Below are 22,382 nucleotides of genomic sequence, written 5' to 3'. Positions count from 1 at the left end.
TTATAGATGAAAATAAAGAAAATCTAATCTACGGAAATTATTTAACCTTACACAAACTAAAAAGGCGCTGTAATAAAGCGCCTTTTTTAATCCGTGATTTTCCTTAAATAAACATCTGCTTAAAAGCAGCCCACTGTTCATTGAACTGTTCAGTTGGTTTACGGGTGAAACCACTTCGAATAAACAAGTTAATGCGGCCATCGGTGTAACAAATAAGCATGTTAGCAATTATCGCCTCATCGGCTGCTAGGGTTTTTCCTTCACGCAACTTGCGCTCACGTAGTACCTGCTTAAGCTGAGTCTCAAGGCGTTCAAAGAGTTTTGCAATACGCGCACGCAATCTGTCTTGCTCACCCATCAAAGCATCACCGTTTAATATACGAGTAATACCTGGGTTCTTCTCGGCAAAGCCTAAAATGAGGTGAAGAATCAGCTGACATCGAGTAAGCGAGTCTTTTTCTTCGTTAACTATTTTATTAATGCGGGTAAACAAGGTTTCTTCGATGAACTCGATGAGTCCTTCGAACATTCTGGCTTTACTTGGGAAATGGCGATATAGCGCCGCTTCTGAAACGCCCACTTTTTCAGCTAATTTTGCTGTAGTGATACGTTGACCAGGGTTTGTTTCCAACATTCCCGCTAGGGCTTGCAGAATTTGGGCTCTGCGATTTGTTTTTTTGACAGCAGGCATGATGAGAGTAATTCCTCCACAACCGGACTTAAGAAGTCCGTTCCATGTTAAGTTGGCTCAGGCCAAATCGTTATTATGAGTTCTTGTTATTATCGACACGCAGAATACTTGTATTAGCGTATATCGTTATTTTTATTTTTGAGTGATGTTCTAAGCTTGGCTATTGAACAATAGTTTTACTGTTAAATCGATTCGCAATAAGTAGTAACAATGCTTCAGCTAACTTAGGTTTTGTGGTGGCAGGTAAGTGTTTATCGCCATCGTCCCAAATTACATGTAACGCATTATGGTCGCTATTAAAACCAAGTCCGTCTGCAGTTATGTCATTCGCCGCAATCATATCAAGCTTTTTGTTTTTCAGCTTTCCACGGGCGTACAATTCCACATCTTGGCTTTCTGCGGCAAAACCAACACAGAAAGGTTTGTCAGTTCGCATTGCAATCGTTGCTAGAATATCAGGGTTTTTAACAAAAGTAAGTGTTAACTCATCACCGATTTTCTTAATTTTATTTTCGGCAACCTGCACCGCTTTATAATCTGCTACCGCAGCGGTAGCGATAAAAATATCGGATTGAGAAACCGCTTGCTCACATGCCACTAACATTTCATCGGCGGTAGCCACATCAATACGCTTACACCCATCAGGGGTTGGCAAGTTTACTGGCCCAGCGATAAGGGTAACCTCGGCGCCTGCTTTAATGGCCATATCAGCAATAGCGAAACCCATTTTTCCCGAACTATGATTGGAAATATAGCGGACGGGATCCAGTGGTTCTCGAGTTGGCCCTGCTGTAATAAGGATGTGCTTACCTGATAAAATCTTATCGTTTGGTGCACTTAAGCTTCTGTTGATGGTTGAAGCAATTTCTACTGGCTCTACCATGCGGCCTGAGCCTACATCACCACAAGCCTGCTCTCCATCAGCTGGGCCAATAAACAATGCGCCATGCTGCGTCAAGATGCCTAAGTTTACTTGCGTTGCAGTCGCCTTCCACATTTGCTGATTCATTGCAGGAGCAATAAAAACTTTCGCTTCTGTGGCCAAGTATAAAGTGGTGAGCAAGTCGTCAGCCAATCCATGCGCCAGCTTAGCCATAATATTGGCTGTAGCGGGGGCGATAAGCAAAACATCTGCCCACTTAGCCAATTCGATGTGACCCATCGCCGCTTCTGCAGCTGGGTCTAGCAAATGTTGGTGCACCGGGTTACCTGAAACCGCTTGTAACGAAAGAGGGCTTACAAATTCAGCCGCAGAGCCTGTTAGTACTACGCGTACATTAGCGCCTAGCGCGGTAAGCTTACGCACTAAATCTGGGGTTTTATAAGCGGCAATCCCACCACTAACACCAAGCAGAACATTTTTATTTGCTAAAGACATATTTGAAATATCATTTTTTACATAACCTAAGACTATCATGATGGCTATTTTTGCGGTAGCTGAACAAAAGTACACTCACTATTTCAAACGCACCTATGAGTAAGGCATTTCAACAAGAACTCGCCCAATGATCAGTCGATTATAAATAGACTACTGCGCTATAACCCTATATTCATTTTGTGTGTGAGAAATTAATAATGTCGATAAAAGTGTGGCCTATTAAAGAACGGCCGAGGGAAAAGCTACTTTATTATGGTGCAGAATACTTAAGTGACGCTGAGTTAATTGCCGTTATGCTAGGCGCTGGAGTAGCTGGGAAAACGGCATTAGGTTTGGCCAGAGATCTGTTAGAGAAAGTGGGATCGCTACGAGGCGTGGTTGCGGCAAACGAATCAGAGTTTACCGATGTGAATGGTCTCGGCGCCTGTAAATTTGCACAATTTCAAGCTGCTTTTGAGATATTTAGGCGTAATTTAGAAATTCCACTTGCTAGACAAGACGTATTTAATAATGTGGATGATACAAAGCGTTATTTACAAGCAAAACTACGGGACTGTCAGCAAGAAAAATTCCTACTATTAATGTTAGATAGTCAGCATCAGCTTATTGCATGTAGAACCATGTTTACAGGTACTATTAATAGTGCGGCGGTATATCCCCGAGAGCTTTTAAAGCAAGTGATGAAAGATAATGCAGCGGCCGTGATCTTAGTCCATAATCATCCCTCAGGCGTGGCTGAACCGAGTCAGGCAGATATTAGGCTGACCGGGGAGATCCAGAATGCGATGGCAATGATCGATGTTTCTGTTCTCGATCATTTTGTTGTCGGAGACACAGAAACGGTTTCATTTGCCCAGCGAGGCCTGTTAACATAGATTTTGTTAGTCATTCATCGAATATAATCTAGTCAAATCGTTGAAAATGATTTAGCATATGACTCTAATGGGTAAATTTTCTGAAAGGACTAATATGAAAAAGTCAATTATTGCATTGTTTGCAGCGGCAGCTATGTCTGCTGGTGTTAGCGCTCAAGACGCCGAAGGCGGAGCTGGAACTACAGGAATTGGTGCTGTAACTGCTCCAGTTGTAGCAACTGCTGCTGTTGTTGCTGGCGTTGTTGCTGGTGTTGTTTCTAACAATTCATCAACAGCTGTTGATGATGGTGGCGAAGGTACAGCTACTTGTGAAGGCGATGATCCATTAGTAGACGGCGTTTGTGTTGGTACTACTAACACTAATACTACTACTGTAACTGGTACGTCAACTGCTACCACAACTATCACTGTTCCAGTGACATTTACTTACGCACCGACCGTACAGTAATAATAAATAGTTTCGAAAAAGCCGCTTTCATTAGCGGCTTTTTTATTTATGCCAAGAAAGTGTTCTTATTACTAAATAATAGTTGTCGAAATTTTCAATGAAAACATCCCTATTACTGATTGCTATCAGCCTGCTATCTCTTCTTGTTTCAGGGTGCTCCACCACCGTTAACGCCTATATTAAAACCATTAGTCTTGCTCTTGAGGATCGCACCGTTTCCTACACCGTAGATGAAATAGCGGCAAGTAAAGCAGACTTACTACAAATTAAAGCGGGTGGGCGTGATGCTGCTTCACTTGCGCTTGCTTATATCGATGGTGATAAATACCGCTGGGTATCAGGCGATAAGGTTATCTTTACCATGCATCATGGTGTGATTGTTCGTACTGAAGGGCTAGATAATGAACTGTATTATACGGGCAATTTAAAGCATAACCCCTTAGCCAGTAACGACATATTAGCCTACTCGTGGCAAAGAAAGCTCGACTTAGAAAACGTAGGTTATGGGCTACCGGTTAGTTCTACTTGGCGAGTGCATGGTGAGGAAAGTCAGACTTATTTAGGTACTACTTTCACGGTCACTAAAATAACGGAAACGGTTACTTTTCCAGAAACCACGCCTTTTATCGACACCAATTTAGAATGGAAAAATACCTATTACCTTGAAGCCAAATCAAAACAACTTATAGCCTCTACGCAAAAGTTAAGCCCGCAAGGTGATGTATACGACATGGTGTATTTAAGTCGAGTCGTACGTTTAATGAAAAGTAAGGAGCAGTAAATAAAATGAGATTTTTTATTACCTTACTAATGAGTTTTTGGCTTTTGCTATTTACAGCGTCTGCAACTGCTCAAGTGACTATCATAATTAATAAGCAATCTTACGAGTTTGCCCAGCCCATTAGACTTAACAGTGTATTATCAATTGTGGCTGAATCTGGTGATTGGTATTGGCCAACTTCAGGTATTTACAACTTGAATGACGCTTATGCTGAGCGAGAAAAAGACGCTGTTTTATCAGAAATTCGTATGGTTATGAAAGACTACAATGCGAACAGCGATACATACCGCGCGCTAGAGAGCCTGTATCAGCAGGTTTCTTCTTGGACAGTATCTACTCGTGTTATCACGCCAATATCCTATAACCGTGCACGTTTAATTGCTGAAGAAAACCCTATGTTCCAACCTGGACGTTATTTGCTTCGTATTAGTCCTCGTCCGTCAGTTGTGCACTTTTCAGGGCTAGTTATTAAGCCTGGCGCTTATAGGCACGGTGATGACCTTTCTATTTTTTCTACTGCAAAGTCAGTCACTAAAGCCTCCGATGCTGATAAAAGCCATGCTTTCGTGATTACTCCAATGGGCGAGATAGAGAAACGTGGTATTGCCTACTGGAATATTGATTACTCGCAATTAATGCCAGGAAGCCAAGTTTATGTTCCCATTACAGGGCAGATATTCAGTTCAACGTTGGATGCACTCAATACTCGCATCGCAAACTTAGCAGTACATAGGATCCTTCCTCAATGAGCGCTTTTCCTTATAAGAAAACATCTTTAGCACTCATCATTAGTGCATCAGCCTGTCCCGCTTTGGCTGATACAGATACCATCGATACCGAGTTTCGGGTTATTCCTTCGCAAATGGTGCAAGGTGGTAACGGGCTTATTCAAACCCCTACAGCGCGTATGCGTGAAGAAGGGGGATTAGCCATAAATTATACCGATAACGGTGAATATCGCTTTTGGTCAGTAAACCTACAATTATTCGATTGGATGGAAGCGACGGCTCGCTATACCGACGTTCGTACACAATTTTATAGTAATGTTGAATCGTTCAGTGGTGACCAAACCCTTAAAGATAAAGGCTTAGACGTAAAATTTAGGTTGTGGAAAGAAGGCTACTATACACCAGATATTTCGGTTGGTTTTCGCGACTTTGGCGGTACAGGTTTTTTTGAAAGTGAATATATTAACGCCAGTAAATCGTTCGGTCCCTTTGATGTTCACTTAGGTTTAGGGTGGGGCTACTTAGGTACGGCAGACGATATCACTAACCCACTTTGTGAGTTTAGAGACAGTTACTGTGATCGACCGGCAGGATTTTCGGGGCGAGGCGGAAAAGTTGATTACGACCAGTTCTTCAAAGGAACAACGGCCTTTTTCGGTGGTATTGAATATCAAACACCTTGGGAGCCATTAACGCTTAAGCTTGAGTTTGAAGGTAACGATTACTCTGTAGATAGAGCTGGCGAGTTGGAGCAAGATTCTCGCTGGAATGTGGGCGCGGTTTATCGCTGGAAAGAATTTGATTTCAGTATGAATTATCAGCGCGGAAATACGTTTGGTTTTGGCGTAACGTATCGCTTCAACATGAACACCCTAAGCCAAGTTAAGTATGATAAACCACCCAAAACGTTAATGGCTAGGCAAGTACCTGACACTATAGATAAAGTTGATAAATCAAGGTTGTACAATACCTTGTATCGCTCAGCCGGGTTTGCATTATCTGATGCCAGTATTGAGGAAGACAAAGCTGTATTTTATGGTACCCAGTTTGCGTACCGTGACCAAGATGAAGCGATTGAGCGAATAGGGCGCATAGTGGCTTCAGAGCTTCCTGATTCAGTGACTAACTATCACATTATTGAAAATAGCGGTGGTCAGCCAATGGTTGATACCACAATAGATGCTGAACAGTTTATTGCGGCAGCACGCTATGAGTCGATAGATTCGGACATCACTAAGTCTTATGTAAGAACCACACCCTCTAAAGAGGTGATGGATGCTTACGAGCCCACGAATACCCACGGGCTGTTTTATGGTGCTAACTTCTTCTGGACGCAATCATTCGGTAACCCTGAAGATTTTTATTTGTATCAAACAGGTTTAATTTTGAATGCAGGTTATGCGTTCAATAATAAGCTATCTGTTATGGGTAGTGCCCGGGTTACCTTATTAGATAACTTTGATAAATTTAACTTTTTGGTTGATAACGAGGAAACTGCGTTACCACGAGTGAGAACGCGAGTACGAGAGTACGTTTCTGAGAATAAAGTAGGGATGGATACTGCCTTCATTCACTATAAAGATAATATTAGTGAGAATGTATTCGGGCAGGTGTACGCGGGTTATCTAGAAACTATGTTTGCTGGTGTCGGTGGTGAGATTTTATATCGTCCTGTCGATAGCCGATTGGCATATGGGTTTGATATAAACTATGTGCAGCAGCGAGATCCTTACAACCAATATTCAACCTTAGATTATGATGCTATCACCGGCCATGCCAGTGTTTATTGGCAACCCGAAATGCTTAAAGGTACGCAATTAACGGTCAGTGCTGGGCAATTTTTGGCAAAAGACAAAGGCGTTAATATCGATTTCGCAAAACGTTTCGATAGTGGAATTGTTGTAGGTGCATATGCGGCTTTCACCGATGTCTCATCTGAAGAATATGGGGAAGGTAGTTTTACCAAAGGTTTCTATATCTCGATTCCTTCAGACTTGTTCTTACTGCAACCTTCGAAGGGTCGAGGAACATTCCCTTGGGTACCAATCTCTCGTGATGGTGGTCAGGTGTTGAGACGTCCCGTACGTCTTATCGATTCCACGGCAGTACGCTCACCGTTTTACGACTAGCTAGTTAGGTAAGCACGGAATAACGATTATTCCGTGCTTATTTTCATCGAAACTTAAGCTTTTTTCTACAAGCTTTTGATAGCATTAACAACGGGTTACTCGCTGCTTTCCTTTATTATTTCAATAATTTCAGTGGTTGAAATAGAGGGGGTTCGAGGAAGATAAATCACGTCGCATATATCCTTAAACTCATCAAATTTACCGTACCAGTCATCACCCATAACCAGCACATCCGCTTTATGTTGAATAATGTAATCACGTTTCTTTTCTAGAGATTCTTCGGTAAAAATTTTGTCGACAAAGCGCAAGGATGCAAGTAATTCCTCCCTACTGTGGTAGGGATAAATAGGAGTTCGCCCTTTTTTACTTAAATTGAGTTCGTCTGAAGAAAGACCCACTATAAGTGCGTCGCCTTCTGCGCGAGCACGTTTAAGAATCCTAATGTGACCAATGTGCAGTACATCGAAGGTACCGAAGGTTATAACGCGTCTCAAAATGCCACCTGATTATTGTGTTGTAAGATATTCGGCAATGCGGTTGCTGCATTGGCCATCAGTAATGCCTACCATTTCTTGCGTGATTTTTTGGCGATTTACGCTTAATTCCATCGGCTGTTTTAAGCACTCTACTATTAACATATTCGCTTGAAAAGCATTGCTAGCTCGATGTGATATCTGCTTAAACAAGGTGATATCGGGATCGAGCCGTTTCTTCAATCTGAAATTGAAGAGTCCTGAGTAATTCCAGCGTGTATGAAAAAAGTCGCACCATACGATTGGGCGATCTATCGAAGCAAATTCAAAAATAGCGGAAGATGCATCAGAAAGCATAATATCGGCGATTTGCATGAATGGCAGTAGGTCAAAGTCTTTTGCATTGGCTAAGTACACATTTTCATAATGGCCCCATGCTTCAACCCTTTGTTTTTGAGATTTGTATTTAGGTTTTGTCAGGCTAAAGAAATGAGGCTTAACAATAATATTTACGTTGCTTAGGGTTTCTGGCCAATGTGGGGGAAAGCACTCGATACTTGATGGGAAAAAGGTGGGCGCATACAGTACAGTAGGCTTGTTTGAGTCTAGCCCCAATGCTGACAAGTCAATAAGTTGTTCGGTTTCATTAAATATTGGGTCGAGTTTCGCGTAGCCTGAATTTATAAAGTGTCTATCAGGGTACATTTCTTTTAGTCGTTCAAGGCGACTTTCCCCTTCAACAAACCTAACATCGAAGGGAAATTCAGAGACATCGTAATAACATGCTTTAGGGCCAATGCCGTGCAACATAAGTGCGAGGCGTGAAGTAATATGCTTTTTTTGTTCGGCATTAAAATAGGGGCGATTTCCAAATACAATCCAGTCAGCGTTACTTTTGCTGTAAAGGGACAGTGTTTCAGCTTTATTTGAAATAAACTGAAATTGAAAACCTTCTTTCTCTATGACTTCTTGTTTCAGAGTATCTAAACCGATTTCTCGGTGTAGAACGAACTCGCATAGAATACCCGCTTTTGACAGTGTACGAGCCACAGGTAAATATTGGGGAAGGTAGTAAAGGTGTTGCACATCAAAGAGGACTTTACCTAGCATTTGAAACGCTCCGACATCGCGGCGGCAAAGTTATTAACCAGACGCACCGTCGATTATTATTATTTTTATTGCGTATAATCTGCGTTTAACGCAGTATAGCGCGCGTTCGTAAAACAGTAACAGAGTTTAAAGCGCGATGACTTTACACTTAAGTGTAATTTTTTAGCTCTTTTTAAAGATAATCGTCATTTTTGACTAAAAATGTGACAAAAATTGAGCTTTTTTCCTTTTCTTATTGAAATTGGGATCTGTTTGCTGTATAAAATGCGCCCTCTAATTTATAGTAATACGTCATTTGATCCAGTGACCTTTTGATAGGTGGAATCGATTGACGCGACAGTTATCGTTGTTCTGGAGACAAATCAATGTCAAGAGTATGTCAAGTAACAGGTAAGCGCCCTACGGTTGGTAATAACCGTTCGCACGCAAGAAACGCGACTCGTCGTCGTTTTTTACCAAACCTTCACTCTCACCGTTTTTGGGTTGAGAGCGAAAACCGTTTCGTTAAGCTACGTTTATCTGCTAAAGGTATGCGTATCATCGATAAAAATGGTATCGATTCAGTACTAACTGACATCCGTGCCCGTGGTGAGAAAATCTAAGGAAGCCTACAATGCGTGATAAAATTAAATTAGTTTCTTCAGCAGGTACAGGTTTCTTCTACACCACTGATAAGAACAAACGTAACATGCCTGGTAAAATGGAGATCAAAAAATTTGATCCTGTTGTACGTAAGCACGTTATGTTCAAAGAGGCCAAAATCAAGTAATAAACTTGCTTTTGTCTCCACGAAAACCCAGCCTTTGCTGGGTTTTTTGCTTTTCTGAGTTTGAAAATATTGCTGCTGGAATATGACTGTCTCAGGCATTACCATACAAGCTATATTCGTTAAATAGGATTGCTGGTGGCAAGACTCTCACAACGCGCGATGAACAATGTGGTTATTGTGGCTATGTTGGTCATGATTGCGCTTTTCAATTTAGACAGCTTCCTGCCTAAACGTGCCGTTCCCGAATTAAGGCCGCTACTGCCACCTGACGCCTATGTACTCAAAATAGAGCATGCCAGTAACAAGTTAGAGAGAAATGGGCAACAGTGGCGTCAAGTGTCCTCTAAAGGGGCCTTGCCTGTATCAGCACAGGAGCAAATTGCAGCGTGGCAAGCCGCTCAGCTTAAAACGGCGTCTTTGGTAGACAACGCATTTCAGTCAATTGAGCCCATAGTGGTGGTTATCTGGCTAGCAGGGCAAACGAATGGCCATGTCTTTGCGTTTTATAACAATACGCAGCCGGTTACCGTAAAGTACAACGGTGCTTGGTACACCCTTGAAAATACTGAACTGAACGCGCTTCTTCCTTGGCTTAGTGAACCCGCTAATTAATCAAGCGTATTAGCCTAGTCACGATTGTCAGTAACCGATGACGCTTAACTAATCTTCATTGCAACGAACTAAACTACCCAAAGCTGGAGGGGAAAATGCCTGAGTTACCCGAAGTTGAAGTAAGCCGTTTAGGCGTATCCCCTTATCTGCTAAACGAAACCATAGACAATATTATTGTGCGCGAACGTAGAATGCGTTGGCCTATTCCCGAAGAGGTGTCGTTAGCTATCGGTCAGAAAGTGACAGCCGTTAAGCGTAGAGCAAAATACCTCATGATAGAAACCGAGGCGGGTACGCTTATTTTGCACTTAGGTATGTCGGGTAAATTGCGGGTTATTGATGCGTCTACACCGGTTGCGAAACATGATCATGTTGATATTGTGATGGCGACAGGGAAATGCTTACGCTTTAACGATCCAAGACGCTTTGGGGCTTTCTTATGGCAACCCCCGGGCGAATCCTTAAAGCTACTTGCTAACCTTGGTCCAGAGCCGTTAACTGACGATTTCGATGATGCGCGTTTGTTCGCGCTATCTAGAGGCAAAAAAAGTACCGTGAAAAACTTCATCATGGATAATGCTGTTGTGGTGGGCGTAGGGAATATTTATGCCAATGAAGCTTTATTTTTAGCGGGTATCGACCCAAGAAGAGAAGCGGGCAAAGTCAGTAGCGCTCGTTACAAAAACCTTACGCAAATTATTAAGCAAGTATTAGCAAAGGCGATAGAGCAAGGCGGCACTACACTAAAAGATTTTGCGCAAACCGATGGGAACCCTGGCTACTTTGCACAACATTTGAATGTGTATGGAAGAAAAGGAGAGCCGTGTGAGGTATGCAAAACAGAAATACAAAGTAAGGTGATTGGCCAGCGAAATACGTTCTTTTGTAAACAGTGCCAGCGCTAGTTTAAATACACCGAGATAGATCACGTTAGATAAAACACAATGCGCTCAATAGGCATGTTGAGCGCAGTGTGTTTAACGCTTTTATTAAAGCGTTTTAGTCTTCTCGGCGCAGTCTATCTTGCAATGCTTGGTCGACCACCGGATGGCAAAAACCACCTACCTTACCCCGATGCAGTGCAACTTCTTTTACTAACGTAGATGATATAAAAGAGTTCTCTTCGGCAGGGGTTAAAAACACACTTTCTAATTTTGGATTCAAACGGCGATTCATATTCGCTAGTTGAAATTCGTATTCGAAATCAGATACCGCACGTAATCCGCGTATAAGGATAGTAGCTTTTTGCTCATCGGCAAAATCTGCAAGTAAGCCCGTGAAACCCATCACTTCTACGTTAGGTAAATCGGCGGTAACCTTGCGAATCATTTCCACTCTCTCATCAAGGGTGAACAATGGTTGCTTGTTGGGGTTAGCGGCTATACCAACTATTACATGAGAGAAAAGCTGTGATGCCCTTTCTATCAGGTCTGCGTGCCCATTAGTAATGGGATCAAAAGTGCCTGGATAAAGTGCTCGTGTATGCATGTTAATCTAATCTTTATAGTTGTAAGGCAACAGTATCGATAAATATGGGTAGATGCAATTGCAATTCAGTTGCTTCTATAGCCCTCTAAACAATACTGCCAATCATCAGGCGTCCAGTAAAACTGGGTATTCAAGCCTTTCTCTTTATTCAACGAGCGCAACAAACGGGAAAGGTTATCTTTCTTCCAATGATTGCCGCGACGTTCATGACAGCGATCGAAATCTATTAGCCAAATATTACGCTCATTGTCCATCATAATGTTTCTGATGTTGGCATCGTGGTGATAAATTTGGCAAGCGTGCATTTTGGCTAATGCTTCGCCCACTGCATACCAATCAGCCTTGGTTAACGGTTCGCGAGTAAGCACATGATGTAAATCTTGGCTTTCAGGGATATTCTGAGTAATAAGGTTCCCTCGATAAATAAAGCCTCTGCGGTGTATATGGGCACCAACAGGAACTGGCACGCGTAAGCCATGCTCTCGCATTTTGGCGAGCAAACGGAACTCTTCAAACGGGCGGGAACGTTCAACGCCTAGAAAAAAGTACTGATCACTTAAGCACTTTCCTACTAGGCCGCCCCGTCTAAAATGACGAAGTACCCAATGCTGCGTATCATGCTCAATAAAAATAGTGGTACCACGGCCTTTGGCCTCACCGGTAATTTTATTTTGAAATAGCCAAAATTCATGGCTGAACATATCTACGCTAGGTTCAGTCATTAACTTATCGTTATATAAGAAGTGATGCCCTGCACCTAAGTCTCGTCGTATTATCGCCATGACGTCCGTTACTTATGGTAAAATTTACCATTCTAATGAATTATTTCGGCATTTCAGCAACGAGAGAGCATTTGTGGGAAAAAAGATTTGCTTAATGCGTCTATCTGCTATTGGTGATGTGTGCCATGCAGCCGCTATGGTAACACGTATTCAAACCCATTGGCCTGACGCTGAGCTAACTTGGGTCATTGGCAAGGTAGAGTATCAACTGGTTAAACTTATGCCGAATGTGCGCTTTATCATTTTTGATAAAAAACAAGGCAAAGCAGCGGTTGAAAGCTTAAAAAATGCAGTGAAAGGTGAAACCTTCGACGCATTGCTAATGATGCAAGTTGCCCTACGCGCAAACATGGCCTCTAGAGTGATAAAGGCGAAGCGCAGAATTGGTTTCGACTGGGCCAGAAGCAAAGAACTGCATTGGTTATTCGCGAACGAGCGCGTAGCGCCTCGCCAACATGCTCATGTGCTCGACGGTTTTATGGATTTTGCCGACGCGCTAGGCGTGCCAAAAGTCGATACCCCATCGTGGAATATCCCTGTTAGCGAAGAAGATGAGCATTGGGGTAAAAACCAAGCCGAAACTTTAGGTGACTATGCGGTTATTGCGCCTGCCGCCAGCAAAGCTGAACGTAACTGGCTTCCCGAAAGGTATGCTGAAACCGCTGATTATTTATCGCAACAAGGTAAATCTGTCATATTGGTGGGTGGCCCAGGAGAGCTCGATAAAACCACTGCCAATGCTATTTTAGCGTGTAAGCCCACAATTAAAGCCGATTTTACTGGCAAAACCAGTCTTCACCAATTACTGGTATTGTTAAAGCACGCGAGTGTAGTGATTGCACCTGACACTGGGCCTGCTCACATGGCCACCACAGTAGGCACGCCCGTTATTGGATTGTATGCTCATTCAAACCCTATCCGCACTGGGCCGTATAACAATATAGATAACACGGTTTCCGTTTACGATGAGTGTATTGAAAAGCAAAAAGGAAAAAAGTGGGAACAATTACCTTGGGGAATTCGCGCAAAGGGCGATAACTTGATGGAAGGTGTTACCACAGATGCGGTATTTTCAAAAATTAATGCACTGCTTTAACGAATAAACACTATTTCTGGGAATTTCTTCTAACCGTTATCTACACTTAGCGTATACGCGCCAATTTTTCTAAGACATGGAGAGCGCCCTTTGGTGATTATGCTCGCATTGATTAAACGAATACGAGCTTTAACTAGCAATTCAGAGTACTCAGCACTGATGCTCAGCATGCTATTTTTAGCTTGTAGTCCCGTTGCTCTTGCACAACAGGCCGTTGTTGTCGCAAATGAGTCGGTGGATAACACATCCCTTACTCAATCAGAATTACGCCAAATATTTACAGGCCACAAACAATACTGGAGCAACGGAGAAAAAATCCATGTTGTTGTTCTTGAGGATGTTCACATTCTGCATAAAACCTTTTGTCGTGAAAATATACAAATGTTTCCCTATCAACTCTCTCGGCTTTGGGATCAACTTACTTATTCTGGTCAAGGAGTTACACCTACACGGGTGTCATCGCAAGAAGCCCTTCTCAACATGGTTGAGAATACGGTTGGTGCTATTGGATATGCTGATATCAGCAAAGTAAAAGATGTACAAGTTATCGAGGTGCGTGAACAATGAATAAGCAAGTGTTCGTATGGTTTCTACGCGCTGTTTTACTTACAGCTCCTAGTGCAATGGTCATGGCACAAGAAGAGCCCAAGTTTTCATGGCATGGCTACATAGCTCAAGGACTAACGCAGTCTATTGATAGCGATTTTATTGCCGAAGATAATAATATTACTGGTGAGTTGTCTGAAGTCGGTATTAACGGCCATTATCGTTTGAATAGCAATTTATCAGTAGCGGGGCAGGTGGTTTATCTTGATGCGGGAAATCGGTTTGAAAAGGGTACAAGGTTAGATTATCTGTTTATAGATTGGTCTATCCCCAATGTAGCTGGGTGGCAAGCGCAAGTGCACATTGGCCGCTTTAAAAATACGCACTGGTTATATTCAGTCACTCGCGATGTACCTCAAACTAGAGATACCACGATGCTTCCTCAATCAGTTTACTTCGATGGTTTTCGCGATATTGCGTTGGGAAGTGATGGGCTACAGGCAAAATTTAAGAAATACTCAACAGACAACATTTGGGAAGTAAATTGGAGTTACGGGCGTTCTCCTTTAAATGACGCCCAAAGAGACTTCTTCCTAGGTGACGATGCTCAGGGGAAAATAGAACAAGACTTTGTACATCAAGCCAGCGCATTTTGGCAACCTGCCACAATGGCGTGGAGAGTAGGCCTAAGTTGGCTTGAGTCCGATTTTGGATACACCGCAGCACAGGAAGACAATCGGTTAGACGGCGGTGCGAATATCCGCAGGTTCATGTTCTCCATGCAATACTTTAGTGAAAAATGGCAGTTTAGCAGCGAGCTAGTTAGAGAATTACAAGAATATAATGGTCTCTTCGCCCCTGATTATGTGGATAGGATCACCGGAGAAGGCGGGTTTGTTCAATTTAGATACTTATTTAACAACCGCTTTAGCGGCCTTATTGGTTACGACACCTATGTGAATAACAGCAACGATCCAAATGGCGAAGACCTTGAAATAAGTACTGGTGGCCTTGTTCCTTCTTATTTTGGTTATATGGATACAGTTACCGTTGGGGCAAGATGGGATATCTCGCCAGGGTGGCGTTTACAGGCAGAGCATCACTGGGTTGATGGAGCCGCAAGAGTGGTAAGCTTGCTTGACCCTAGCATACGGAATCATTCACAGGAGCACTGGCGTATGTGGTCTGTACAACTTATGTATTGGTTCTAGGCTCAATCATGAAAGTGGAGATGTCGTTTACCACTAAAACCATCATTATGCTGATGGCGATGGTGCTTACCGTCACTGTGGTTATCTCTATGGTGCTCATTCGTGAGTCTGATTCAAGCTTAGTTTTTCAGCAGCAAGATGAGCAACTAAAAAACCAACGTCGACTACAGCTTTTCGAAGATATTCTGCATAACCGTATGGTGTTGTGGGTAGACATGTTTAGCCACATAGAAATGTCGAAGCATCAAGATTTAGAGTACTTTTATGAAAATCTTCAGCGAAATCAGGAATACCTGATGCTGAACTTTCATGTGGAACAGCTTTATCTGTTTGACCGAAACGGCGTAGTGGGAGAGCAATCCACCCCCATTAGTGATTTTGTTCTAAAATTAGTGCGCAGCACCCAGCAGTCTCTTAGCAGCAGAGCGTTAATTCGCTGCGAGAGTGTGTGCACTCATTATTTATCTGTGCCTATCATGACTGATGACGAGGTAGTACCTGTCGTTATACTTTCTGCTTCAATGCGTGAACTTTTGTCGTTGTTTAATCGCTCTACTGATGCCCATAAGGTCGTGATGGTTCAGCACAAGCCAGATGATGACAACAAACCTATGCTAACGCTGTCCAGCCAGCTTTCACAATCTAATCAAGACTATTTAACCGAGCTTATTGCTGCTTTTCCAAAAAATTGGAGTATTGAAAAGCTGGTGGTTAAAGGGCTTCGAATATCATTTCAGGAAAAAGAGTTGTCGGTCAGCTTATTACCCTTTGCCCACAGTATGTCAGAGCAACCTTACCTCATGGTTGTGCAAGATATTTCTGCGTTGGTAAATCAAAAAGAGCAATACGAATTACTGGTCATAGCGAGTGCAATTATACTGCTTATTTTGTTTTCATTGCTTCTAAGACTCTTTCTCAATCAGTACCGCATTAGGCTATTAGGCATAAGTGAACGCTTGCCTATGCTGGCCGACCACAAGTTTGTCGAATACCGCAAGCAAGTCGAAAAAAAGCATCATTCATCACTTTGGCAATTAAATGACGAGCTTGATGTAGTAGAAGAAGCCGCGAATGCGCTGGCAAAACAGCTAGAAGACTTCGATGGCCAAATGGCCGTAAATACTGCCAAGCTTGAAAAAATGGCTATGTTCGATGTGCTCACAGGCTTGCCCAATCGAAATATGCTGACCTTTCAAATTGAAAACCAGCTCGCCCATTCTGCGCGAGATGATAGATTAGTCGCACTGATGTTCATGGACTTAGATGACTTTAAAAAAGTAAATGACAGCTATGGTCATGACGTGGGAGATAAGCTTTTAAAAGCCGCGGCTATGCGGATCTCGCGGCCTATTAGAGAAACTGATATTGCTTCACGATTTGGTGGTGATGAGTTCGTTGTATTGTTATCGAGCATTGAAAACAAAGAGCAAGTGGAACACGTCGCGAAGAAAATCATTGAAGAGTTTGAGCAGCCCATTGAAGTGGATGGCATGCAGTTCTATGTCTCTATTAGTATAGGTGTGGCCGTGAGCCGCCATGCCAGAGCTACGCCAGTGGAATTGTTGCGGCATGCCGATATTGCTATGTACGAAGCAAAATCGAAAAAAGGGGCGGGCTTTAGAGTTTACGATGCCACCATGAACTTGAAGGTAATGAAAAAGGTTGAGCTAGAAGCCGAAGCGCGGGTAGCACTAAGAGAAAGTCAGTTCAGTTTAGCCTTGCAGCCTCAAATCGACTTACGAACCAATGAATTAATAGGCTTCGAAGCACTGCTTCGCTGGTATCACCCTGTTAAGGGGGCCATATCACCGGCAGAGTTTATCCCTCCGCTTGAAAATACCTCTTTCATGCTAGAGCTAGATTATTGGGTAATAGCCAAGGCCACTTACCTTATTAGAGAACTGAACGCGAATGGTTATCCTAATGTGAAGTTAGCGATTAACCTGTCTGCTGGGCAGTTTCTTGACCCCAGTCTTCCTGATTTTTTGCAGCAGCAAATCATTCGCAATGATATTTCGCCATCCCAAGTATGTTTGGAATTAACAGAAACAGTATTGGTCACCGATATTGAACGAGCAACCTCTATTATGCGTACTATTAGAGATATGGGGTGTACATTGGCCATTGATGATTTTGGAACGGGCTACTCGTCTCTTAGTTACTTGAAATCACTGCCTGCCGACTTCATAAAAATCGACCGTTCGTTTGTTGCCAATATCATTGAGAATGCCGACGATAGAAACATCGTGCATTCAACCATTGCCATGGTGCGAAAAATGGGGTTAATTGTGGTAGCTGAAGGCATTGAAACAGCAGAGCAGTTTGAAATGCTATGTCATTTTGATTGTCAGATGGGGCAGGGGTACTTAATTAGTCGACCTATTCCAGAGCCAGATATTTGGACCACCCTAAGTAAAAACGTACACATGGGCATATGGGACAGTACGCGGTCTAACGAATAGGGCAGCCTAGCCAGCTAGATCTTTAGCCACAGCTAACAAGTGTGCTAAAAAGTTTACAGCTACAAGTTTTAATACTGTTAAAACGCCCCCTTCCTTGTGTAACCTTTATATCGCTTTCTTTAAAATACATTTTTTATTAATTTCGGAGTCTGACATGTCAGCGGCATTTATCTCTCACCTGCAAGCGCAAATTGAGGCCACTAAAGAAGATGGTCTGTATAAAAAAGAGCGCGTTATTACTTCACAGCAACAAGCAGATATAGACGTGGCCAACGGCGAGCATGTCATCAACTTCTGTGCGAACAACTATTTAGGTTTGGCTAACCACCCAGACCTTATCGCAGCAGCCAAAAATGGCCTTGAAACCCACGGGTTTGGTATGGCGTCTGTGCGCTTCATTTGTGGTACCCAAGATATTCATAAGCAACTAGAAACTGAAATTAGCGCATTTCTTGGTACAGAAGATACTATTTTGTACCCATCTTGTTTTGACGCCAACGGCGGGTTATTTGAAACCTTGCTAGGCCCAGAAGACGCCATTATTTCTGATGCACTAAACCATGCCAGCATTATTGACGGTGTACGTTTGTGTAAAGCTAAGCGCTACCGTTATGCCAATAACGACATGGACTCACTGGAAGATCAACTTAAGCAAGCCGTTGCCGACGGCGCACGATTTAAAGTGATTGCTACCGATGGCGTGTTCTCGATGGACGGTGTTATTGCTAATCTTGCAGGTATTTGTGACCTCGCCGAAAAGTATGATGCACTGGTAATGGTAGATGATTGCCACGCGACTGGGTTTTTAGGCGAAAACGGCAAAGGCAGTCATGAATACTGCGACGTAATGGGCCGAGTGGATATTCTCACTGGTACTTTGGGTAAAGCGATGGGCGGCGCATCAGGCGGTTATACATCAGGCAAAAAAGAAGTAGTTGAGTGGTTACGTCAACGCTCTCGCCCGTACTTATTCTCAAACTCTGTTGCGCCGCCTATCGTATCGGCTTCACTGAAAGTATTCGAGATGATGAAAGAGGGCGCAGCACTACGTGAACAGCTATGGCGCAATTCAGCCCACTTTCGTTCTCGTATGGAAGATGCTGGCTTTACCCTTGCAGGTAAAGATCACGCTATCATTCCTGTGATGCTAGGCGATGCGCGTGTTGCTAGCGAGATGGCAGACAAGCTACTTGAAAAAGGTATTTACGTGATTGGTTTCTCATACCCTGTAGTACCTAAAGGGCAAGCTAGAATACGCACCCAAATGTCAGCTGGGCATTCTATTGAACACGTAGACAAAGCCATTGATGCGTTTATTGAAGTAGGCCGTGAAATGGGAGTTATTGCATGAAGTCGCTAGTTAAAGCAAAAGCCGAGAAAGGCATTTGGCTTCAAGATACCCAAGAGCCCGAAGTTGGCCATAACGATTTATTAATCAAAATTCGTAAAACCGCCATTTGCGGCACCGACATGCACATTTACAACTGGGATGAATGGTCGCAGCAAACCATACCTGTACCTATGGTAGTGGGTCACGAGTACGTGGGTGAAGTGGTTGGTATGGGTCAAGAAGTACGCGGCTTTGCTATAGGCGATAGGGTATCTGGTGAAGGCCATATTACGTGTGGACACTGTAGAAACTGCCGTGCAGGCCGTCGCCATTTATGTCGTAATACCGAAGGTGTAGGTGTAAATCGCCCAGGCGCATTTGCCGAGTATTTGGTTATTCCGGCGTTTAACGCATTTAAAATACCTGACAACATTAGTGATGAACTGGCGTCTATTTTCGACCCATTTGGAAATGCTGTGCACACCGCCCTTAGCTTCGACTTAGTGGGTGAAGATGTACTGATTACCGGAGCAGGCCCCATTGGTATTATGGCAGCCGCAGTGGCGCGTCATGTTGGTGCTCGCCATGTGGTTATCACCGACATTAACCCGTACCGCCTAGAGCTTGCTAGAAAGATGGGCGCAACTCGCGCTGTTGATGTTAGCAAAGAAGACTTGCAAGACGTGATGAACGAGCTTGGTATGAGTGAAGGCTTTGATGTTGGCCTTGAAATGTCGGGCGTACCGGTCGCCTTTCGCGACATGCTAAAGAAAATGAATCACGGCGGAAAGGTGGCAATGCTAGGTATTCCACCACAAGATGTATCGGTTGATTGGAACCAAGTTATTTTTAAAGGGTTGGTGATCAAAGGTATCTACGGTCGTGAAATGTTCGAAACCTGGTACAAAATGGCAAGTTTGCTGCAAAGTGGCTTAGATTTGTCGCCAATCATCACACATACCTTTTCGGTTGATGACTTTCAGAAAGGTTTTGATACCATGGGTTCAGGACAATCAGGCAAAGTTATACTGGACTGGCAATAATGACAGCATTTTCACACATTAGTGTACAAGACGTAGCAAACTTCAATGGCGATGTAGCCATCGTAGATATTCGTGACCCGCAATCTTTTGCTAATGGTCACATGCCAGAAGCGAAGCCGTTGAATAACGATAACTTCGCGGCCTTTGTAGAACAAACGCCAAAAGAAACCCCTGTAGTCGTGGTGTGCTATCACGGCGTAAGCAGTCAGCAAGCCGCACAGGTTATAGCTGAGCAAGGTTTTAACACCGTTTATAGTATGGACGGTGGTTTCGAAGCATGGCGCTTAGGCCAGTCTGTGGTGTCTGAAAATTCGTGAGCCATCCTTTAATTGCTTTTCGCCAGCAAGGCGTGGCGCATTTACTGGCTAACTACTTAGGTAGCCAGAATATCACCGCCACGGTAAAGCCTACTGAAGCGGGTGATGAGTTTGTTGTATTGTTGGAAGACGATAACGATGCACTTAAAGCCCGCGCCATAACTGAAGAATTTATTCAGCAACCGAACAATCCAAAATATCAGCAAGCTGCTTGGCAGCATGGCGAGAACGTTGATTTAGTGCCTTCACGTCAGTTCGATATGAAAGGGTTCATCAATAATGCATTGTCGGTACCGTTAACCAGTATTGTGTTTGTACTTTGTGTGCTGGTGTATGGTTTGTCGTTGCTAGGTTTGTTCAGCCCCATCGCGCAACATCTACTCATGCAGCCGCTTAGTGTACTTGCTGAAAACCATGAATGGTGGAGGCTATTAGGGCCCGCGTTTATTCACTTCAGCGCACTGCATATTATCTTCAATCTACTTTGGTGGTGTATGTTAGGCGCCAAAATAGAAAGTACCTTTGGTAAAAGCATGTTGTTTGTGGTGTTTGCGCTATCGGCCATTATATCGAACGTGGCTCAAGCCATGTTTACCACGCCAGTTCAGGGTAACTTAATGTTATTCGGTGGGCTTTCAGGTGTGGTATACGCCGTAATGGGCTTTGTGTGGTGGTTAGGTTGGCTGAAACCACAGTGGGGCTTGTCGCTGCCTAAATCGGTAATAGGGTTTATGTTGGTGTGGCTAGTATTAGGCTTTGCCGATGTGCTTTGGGTGAATATGGCCAATGCGGCGCACACTGCGGGGTTAATTACCGGCTGTTTGTTAGCAGGGCTACTAAGCCTTGGTGCCGATAAACGAAAGCAAGGGCAATAGTGCAAGCTTTCGTGCTTGACTAGGTGCTGCTGTAGTAGCGCCTAGCCTTGATATAAATACTTGGTGAAGATAACGTTTTTGATAACCTCGCCACCGGTTTCTTTTTTCATATGATCTTGAAGCGCTTTTAGAATGGCGCGGCGAATATCTTCTCTGCCCGTTAGCGATTTTACTTTTTCTTCAGGCTGTCTGCCGAAGATATCGATGGCCGTTGCACGTAATAGCGGCATATGGTGTTCTGCAATTTCCAGCTGATCTACGTCATAAATCATTAATTCAACGGTAACGCGTACATAACCAAGCTTTCTTGAAGACTCGCCAATGTAATTGGTAACGATGTCTGGCTCTAACCCAAGATAAGCAAAATTTGCCTTATCTTGCGCAAATGCAGGCGTGAAAGCACTACTAACTAATAGAGCGGTAGCTATAAAACGTGAAGCAAGTGACTTTGTCATGATTTGAGCCAAAAATACCAATTAATTTAGATGACAGGCTGTAGTGTAGCAAATCATAGGTTAATGACACTACTGCAAAAGTACTAAGGTACACGTAAAATCAATATGCTAGCTATTAGCAATCAGATAAACCACCATGTCACCAACAAGTGATATGATACTTTTTTTATCGTGTAAAATTATGACAGAGATTTGGTAGTGAGTTTTCCTAGCAGCTTTCCCGTTGGCTTAAATGTAGAGTGGATGCAAGCCTACAGTGCGCCCCGTAACAATCCGTATTTAAAAAATTGGTTGCTAGACACAGGCTCCTTAACCGAGCGCGTGCAGTCGCTTTGCCATCAATTTACGTTAAACGTGCTAGGGCAGGCTGAAACCGCACTTCATGCTAATGAGCAAAGCCTGCTGTCGGACCAGCAATCACATCAGCCTTCGCAGGTATTTCAGGTACGAGAAGTACTGTTATGTGGTAACACCCTGCCATGGGTTTTTGCCCGTTCCGTTATTCCCCAGCGTTTGGTAGAAGCAGAGCTAGCAAATTTAGGTAGTGAACCCTTAGGTAAGCGACTGTTTAACGATGCTAGGTTTATACGCTCTGAGTTTGAATTGTGCCAATTGCCTGCCACGGCACTAGGCTTTGAGCGCAATCAGCAATTATGGGGCCGACGTTCATTATTTACATTGGGTGAAGACAGCATGATAGTGGCCGAAGTTTTTCTACCCGACGCACCCGTTTATTATTCAAGGTACGACAATGGCACTGAATCTTAATTTAGCCCAGAACCT

At 43.4% G+C, this 22,382-nt stretch carries 25 protein-coding genes; 18 read left to right on the top strand and 7 right to left on the bottom strand.

Annotation, left to right across the window (positions count from 1 at the left end; genetic code table 11):
* Positions 1-103: 103 nt before the first annotated feature.
* Together slmA and coaBC are read right to left on the bottom strand one after the other, a co-directional pair.
* A complete protein-coding gene (gene slmA, locus J8L84_RS02405; RefSeq protein WP_057794968.1) occupies positions 104-691 on the bottom strand; it encodes a nucleoid occlusion factor SlmA in 588 nt (195 codons plus the stop codon).
* Positions 692-851: 160 nt separating this feature from the next.
* The gene (coaBC, locus tag J8L84_RS02400; protein WP_211069277.1) at positions 852-2,069 is read right to left on the bottom strand and encodes a bifunctional phosphopantothenoylcysteine decarboxylase/phosphopantothenate--cysteine ligase CoaBC; all 1,218 of its coding nucleotides are present in this window, start codon (positions 2,067-2,069) and stop codon (positions 852-854) included.
* Positions 2,070-2,266: 197 nt separating this feature from the next.
* Here coaBC and radC point away from each other — a divergent pair, with 197 nt between their 5' ends.
* From radC to J8L84_RS02375, 5 genes are all read left to right on the top strand, one after another.
* A complete protein-coding gene (radC, locus tag J8L84_RS02395) occupies positions 2,267-2,944 on the top strand; it encodes a DNA repair protein RadC (RefSeq protein ID WP_057794966.1) in 678 nt (225 codons plus the stop codon).
* 94 nt (positions 2,945-3,038) lie between these two features.
* Positions 3,039-3,392 (top strand): hypothetical protein, encoded by a 354-nt coding sequence (locus tag J8L84_RS02390; RefSeq protein WP_211069276.1) that lies wholly within the window; start codon positions 3,039-3,041, stop codon positions 3,390-3,392.
* 97 nt (positions 3,393-3,489) lie between these two features.
* Complete coding sequence (locus tag J8L84_RS02385; protein ID WP_211069275.1) at positions 3,490-4,173, top strand: YjbF family lipoprotein; 684 nt, start codon at positions 3,490-3,492, stop codon at positions 4,171-4,173.
* 5 nt (positions 4,174-4,178) lie between these two features.
* Entirely contained in the window at positions 4,179-4,922 is a 744-nt protein-coding gene (locus tag J8L84_RS02380; protein WP_211069274.1) for a capsule biosynthesis GfcC family protein, read from the top strand.
* Positions 4,919-7,030, top strand: coding sequence for a YjbH domain-containing protein (locus tag J8L84_RS02375; RefSeq protein WP_211069273.1), 2,112 nt, complete (start codon positions 4,919-4,921; stop codon positions 7,028-7,030). Before J8L84_RS02380 ends, J8L84_RS02375 begins: the two co-directional genes overlap by 4 nt.
* 95 nt (positions 7,031-7,125) lie before the next feature.
* Here the strand turns inward: J8L84_RS02375 and J8L84_RS02370 are convergent, their stop codons facing one another.
* A complete protein-coding gene (locus tag J8L84_RS02370; RefSeq protein ID WP_211069272.1) occupies positions 7,126-7,524 on the bottom strand; it encodes an adenylyltransferase/cytidyltransferase family protein in 399 nt (132 codons plus the stop codon).
* Between the two features lie 12 nt (positions 7,525-7,536).
* A complete protein-coding gene (locus J8L84_RS02365) occupies positions 7,537-8,613 on the bottom strand; it encodes a CDP-glycerol glycerophosphotransferase family protein (protein ID WP_211069271.1) in 1,077 nt (358 codons plus the stop codon).
* A gap of 365 nt (positions 8,614-8,978) precedes the next feature.
* Between J8L84_RS02365 and rpmB the strand changes: the two genes are divergently transcribed.
* The 4 genes from rpmB (at position 8,979) to mutM (ending at position 10,899) form a co-directional block, all read left to right on the top strand.
* The gene (rpmB, locus tag J8L84_RS02360) at positions 8,979-9,215 is read left to right on the top strand and encodes a 50S ribosomal protein L28 (protein WP_013786149.1); all 237 of its coding nucleotides are present in this window, start codon (positions 8,979-8,981) and stop codon (positions 9,213-9,215) included.
* Between the two features lie 11 nt (positions 9,216-9,226).
* A complete protein-coding gene (gene rpmG / locus J8L84_RS02355; protein ID WP_013786148.1) occupies positions 9,227-9,382 on the top strand; it encodes a 50S ribosomal protein L33 in 156 nt (51 codons plus the stop codon).
* Positions 9,383-9,517: 135 nt separating this feature from the next.
* Positions 9,518-9,994 carry a hypothetical protein gene (locus J8L84_RS02350; RefSeq protein WP_348771796.1) on the top strand — a complete coding sequence of 159 codons (477 nt, stop codon included), beginning with the start codon at positions 9,518-9,520 and terminating at the stop codon, positions 9,992-9,994.
* 95 nt (positions 9,995-10,089) lie between these two features.
* Positions 10,090-10,899, top strand: coding sequence for a bifunctional DNA-formamidopyrimidine glycosylase/DNA-(apurinic or apyrimidinic site) lyase (gene mutM, locus J8L84_RS02345; RefSeq protein ID WP_211069270.1), 810 nt, complete (start codon positions 10,090-10,092; stop codon positions 10,897-10,899).
* A gap of 94 nt (positions 10,900-10,993) precedes the next feature.
* On the opposite strand, the gene coaD is transcribed toward mutM, so the two are convergent.
* The gene (gene coaD, locus J8L84_RS02340; RefSeq protein ID WP_057794951.1) at positions 10,994-11,482 is read right to left on the bottom strand and encodes a pantetheine-phosphate adenylyltransferase; all 489 of its coding nucleotides are present in this window, start codon (positions 11,480-11,482) and stop codon (positions 10,994-10,996) included.
* A gap of 65 nt (positions 11,483-11,547) precedes the next feature.
* On the bottom strand, positions 11,548-12,264 hold the full coding sequence (locus J8L84_RS02335; RefSeq protein ID WP_211069269.1) for a 3-deoxy-D-manno-octulosonic acid kinase: 717 nt from the start codon (positions 12,262-12,264) through the stop codon (positions 11,548-11,550).
* Between the two features lie 94 nt (positions 12,265-12,358).
* Here J8L84_RS02335 and J8L84_RS02330 point away from each other — a divergent pair, with 94 nt between their 5' ends.
* The 8 genes from J8L84_RS02330 to glpG all read left to right on the top strand — a co-directional run bounded on the left by J8L84_RS02330 (position 12,359) and on the right by glpG (position 21,144).
* Positions 12,359-13,360 carry a glycosyltransferase family 9 protein gene (locus J8L84_RS02330; RefSeq protein ID WP_211069311.1) on the top strand — a complete coding sequence of 334 codons (1,002 nt, stop codon included), beginning with the start codon at positions 12,359-12,361 and terminating at the stop codon, positions 13,358-13,360.
* A 234-nt stretch (positions 13,361-13,594) separates the two neighbouring features.
* Positions 13,595-13,927, top strand: coding sequence for a hypothetical protein (locus J8L84_RS02325; RefSeq protein WP_247670497.1), 333 nt, complete (start codon positions 13,595-13,597; stop codon positions 13,925-13,927).
* Positions 13,924-15,117, top strand: a complete 1,194-nt coding sequence (locus tag J8L84_RS02320; RefSeq protein WP_211069268.1) for a hypothetical protein — start codon at positions 13,924-13,926, stop codon at positions 15,115-15,117. The genes J8L84_RS02325 and J8L84_RS02320 overlap by 4 nt, the downstream gene beginning before the upstream one ends.
* Before the next feature lie 8 nt (positions 15,118-15,125).
* Positions 15,126-17,579, top strand: coding sequence for an EAL domain-containing protein (locus tag J8L84_RS02315; RefSeq protein WP_211069267.1), 2,454 nt, complete (start codon positions 15,126-15,128; stop codon positions 17,577-17,579).
* 154 nt (positions 17,580-17,733) lie between these two features.
* Positions 17,734-18,930 carry a glycine C-acetyltransferase gene (gene kbl / locus J8L84_RS02310; protein WP_211069266.1) on the top strand — a complete coding sequence of 399 codons (1,197 nt, stop codon included), beginning with the start codon at positions 17,734-17,736 and terminating at the stop codon, positions 18,928-18,930.
* The gene (gene tdh, locus J8L84_RS02305; RefSeq protein ID WP_211069265.1) at positions 18,927-19,952 is read left to right on the top strand and encodes an L-threonine 3-dehydrogenase; all 1,026 of its coding nucleotides are present in this window, start codon (positions 18,927-18,929) and stop codon (positions 19,950-19,952) included. The genes kbl and tdh overlap by 4 nt, the downstream gene beginning before the upstream one ends.
* A complete protein-coding gene (gene glpE, locus J8L84_RS02300; RefSeq protein ID WP_013786137.1) occupies positions 19,952-20,269 on the top strand; it encodes a thiosulfate sulfurtransferase GlpE in 318 nt (105 codons plus the stop codon). Before tdh ends, glpE begins: the two co-directional genes overlap by 1 nt.
* Positions 20,266-21,144, top strand: coding sequence for a rhomboid family intramembrane serine protease GlpG (glpG, locus tag J8L84_RS02295; RefSeq protein ID WP_211069264.1), 879 nt, complete (start codon positions 20,266-20,268; stop codon positions 21,142-21,144). The genes glpE and glpG overlap by 4 nt, the downstream gene beginning before the upstream one ends.
* Before the next feature lie 41 nt (positions 21,145-21,185).
* On the opposite strand, the gene J8L84_RS02290 is transcribed toward glpG, so the two are convergent.
* Positions 21,186-21,599, bottom strand: coding sequence for a flagellar basal body-associated protein FliL (locus J8L84_RS02290; RefSeq protein ID WP_211069263.1), 414 nt, complete (start codon positions 21,597-21,599; stop codon positions 21,186-21,188).
* Positions 21,600-21,797: 198 nt separating this feature from the next.
* Here J8L84_RS02290 and J8L84_RS02285 point away from each other — a divergent pair, with 198 nt between their 5' ends.
* On the top strand, positions 21,798-22,367 hold the full coding sequence (locus tag J8L84_RS02285) for a chorismate lyase (protein WP_211069262.1): 570 nt from the start codon (positions 21,798-21,800) through the stop codon (positions 22,365-22,367).
* Positions 22,368-22,382: the final 15 nt, after the last annotated feature.

It is taken from the genome of Alteromonas sp. MMG017 (assembly GCF_018100795.1).
Taxonomy (GTDB): domain Bacteria; phylum Pseudomonadota; class Gammaproteobacteria; order Enterobacterales; family Alteromonadaceae; genus Alteromonas.
Note: the sequence above shows the minus strand (reverse complement) of the source record. Positions and strands in the feature narration are given on the sequence as shown.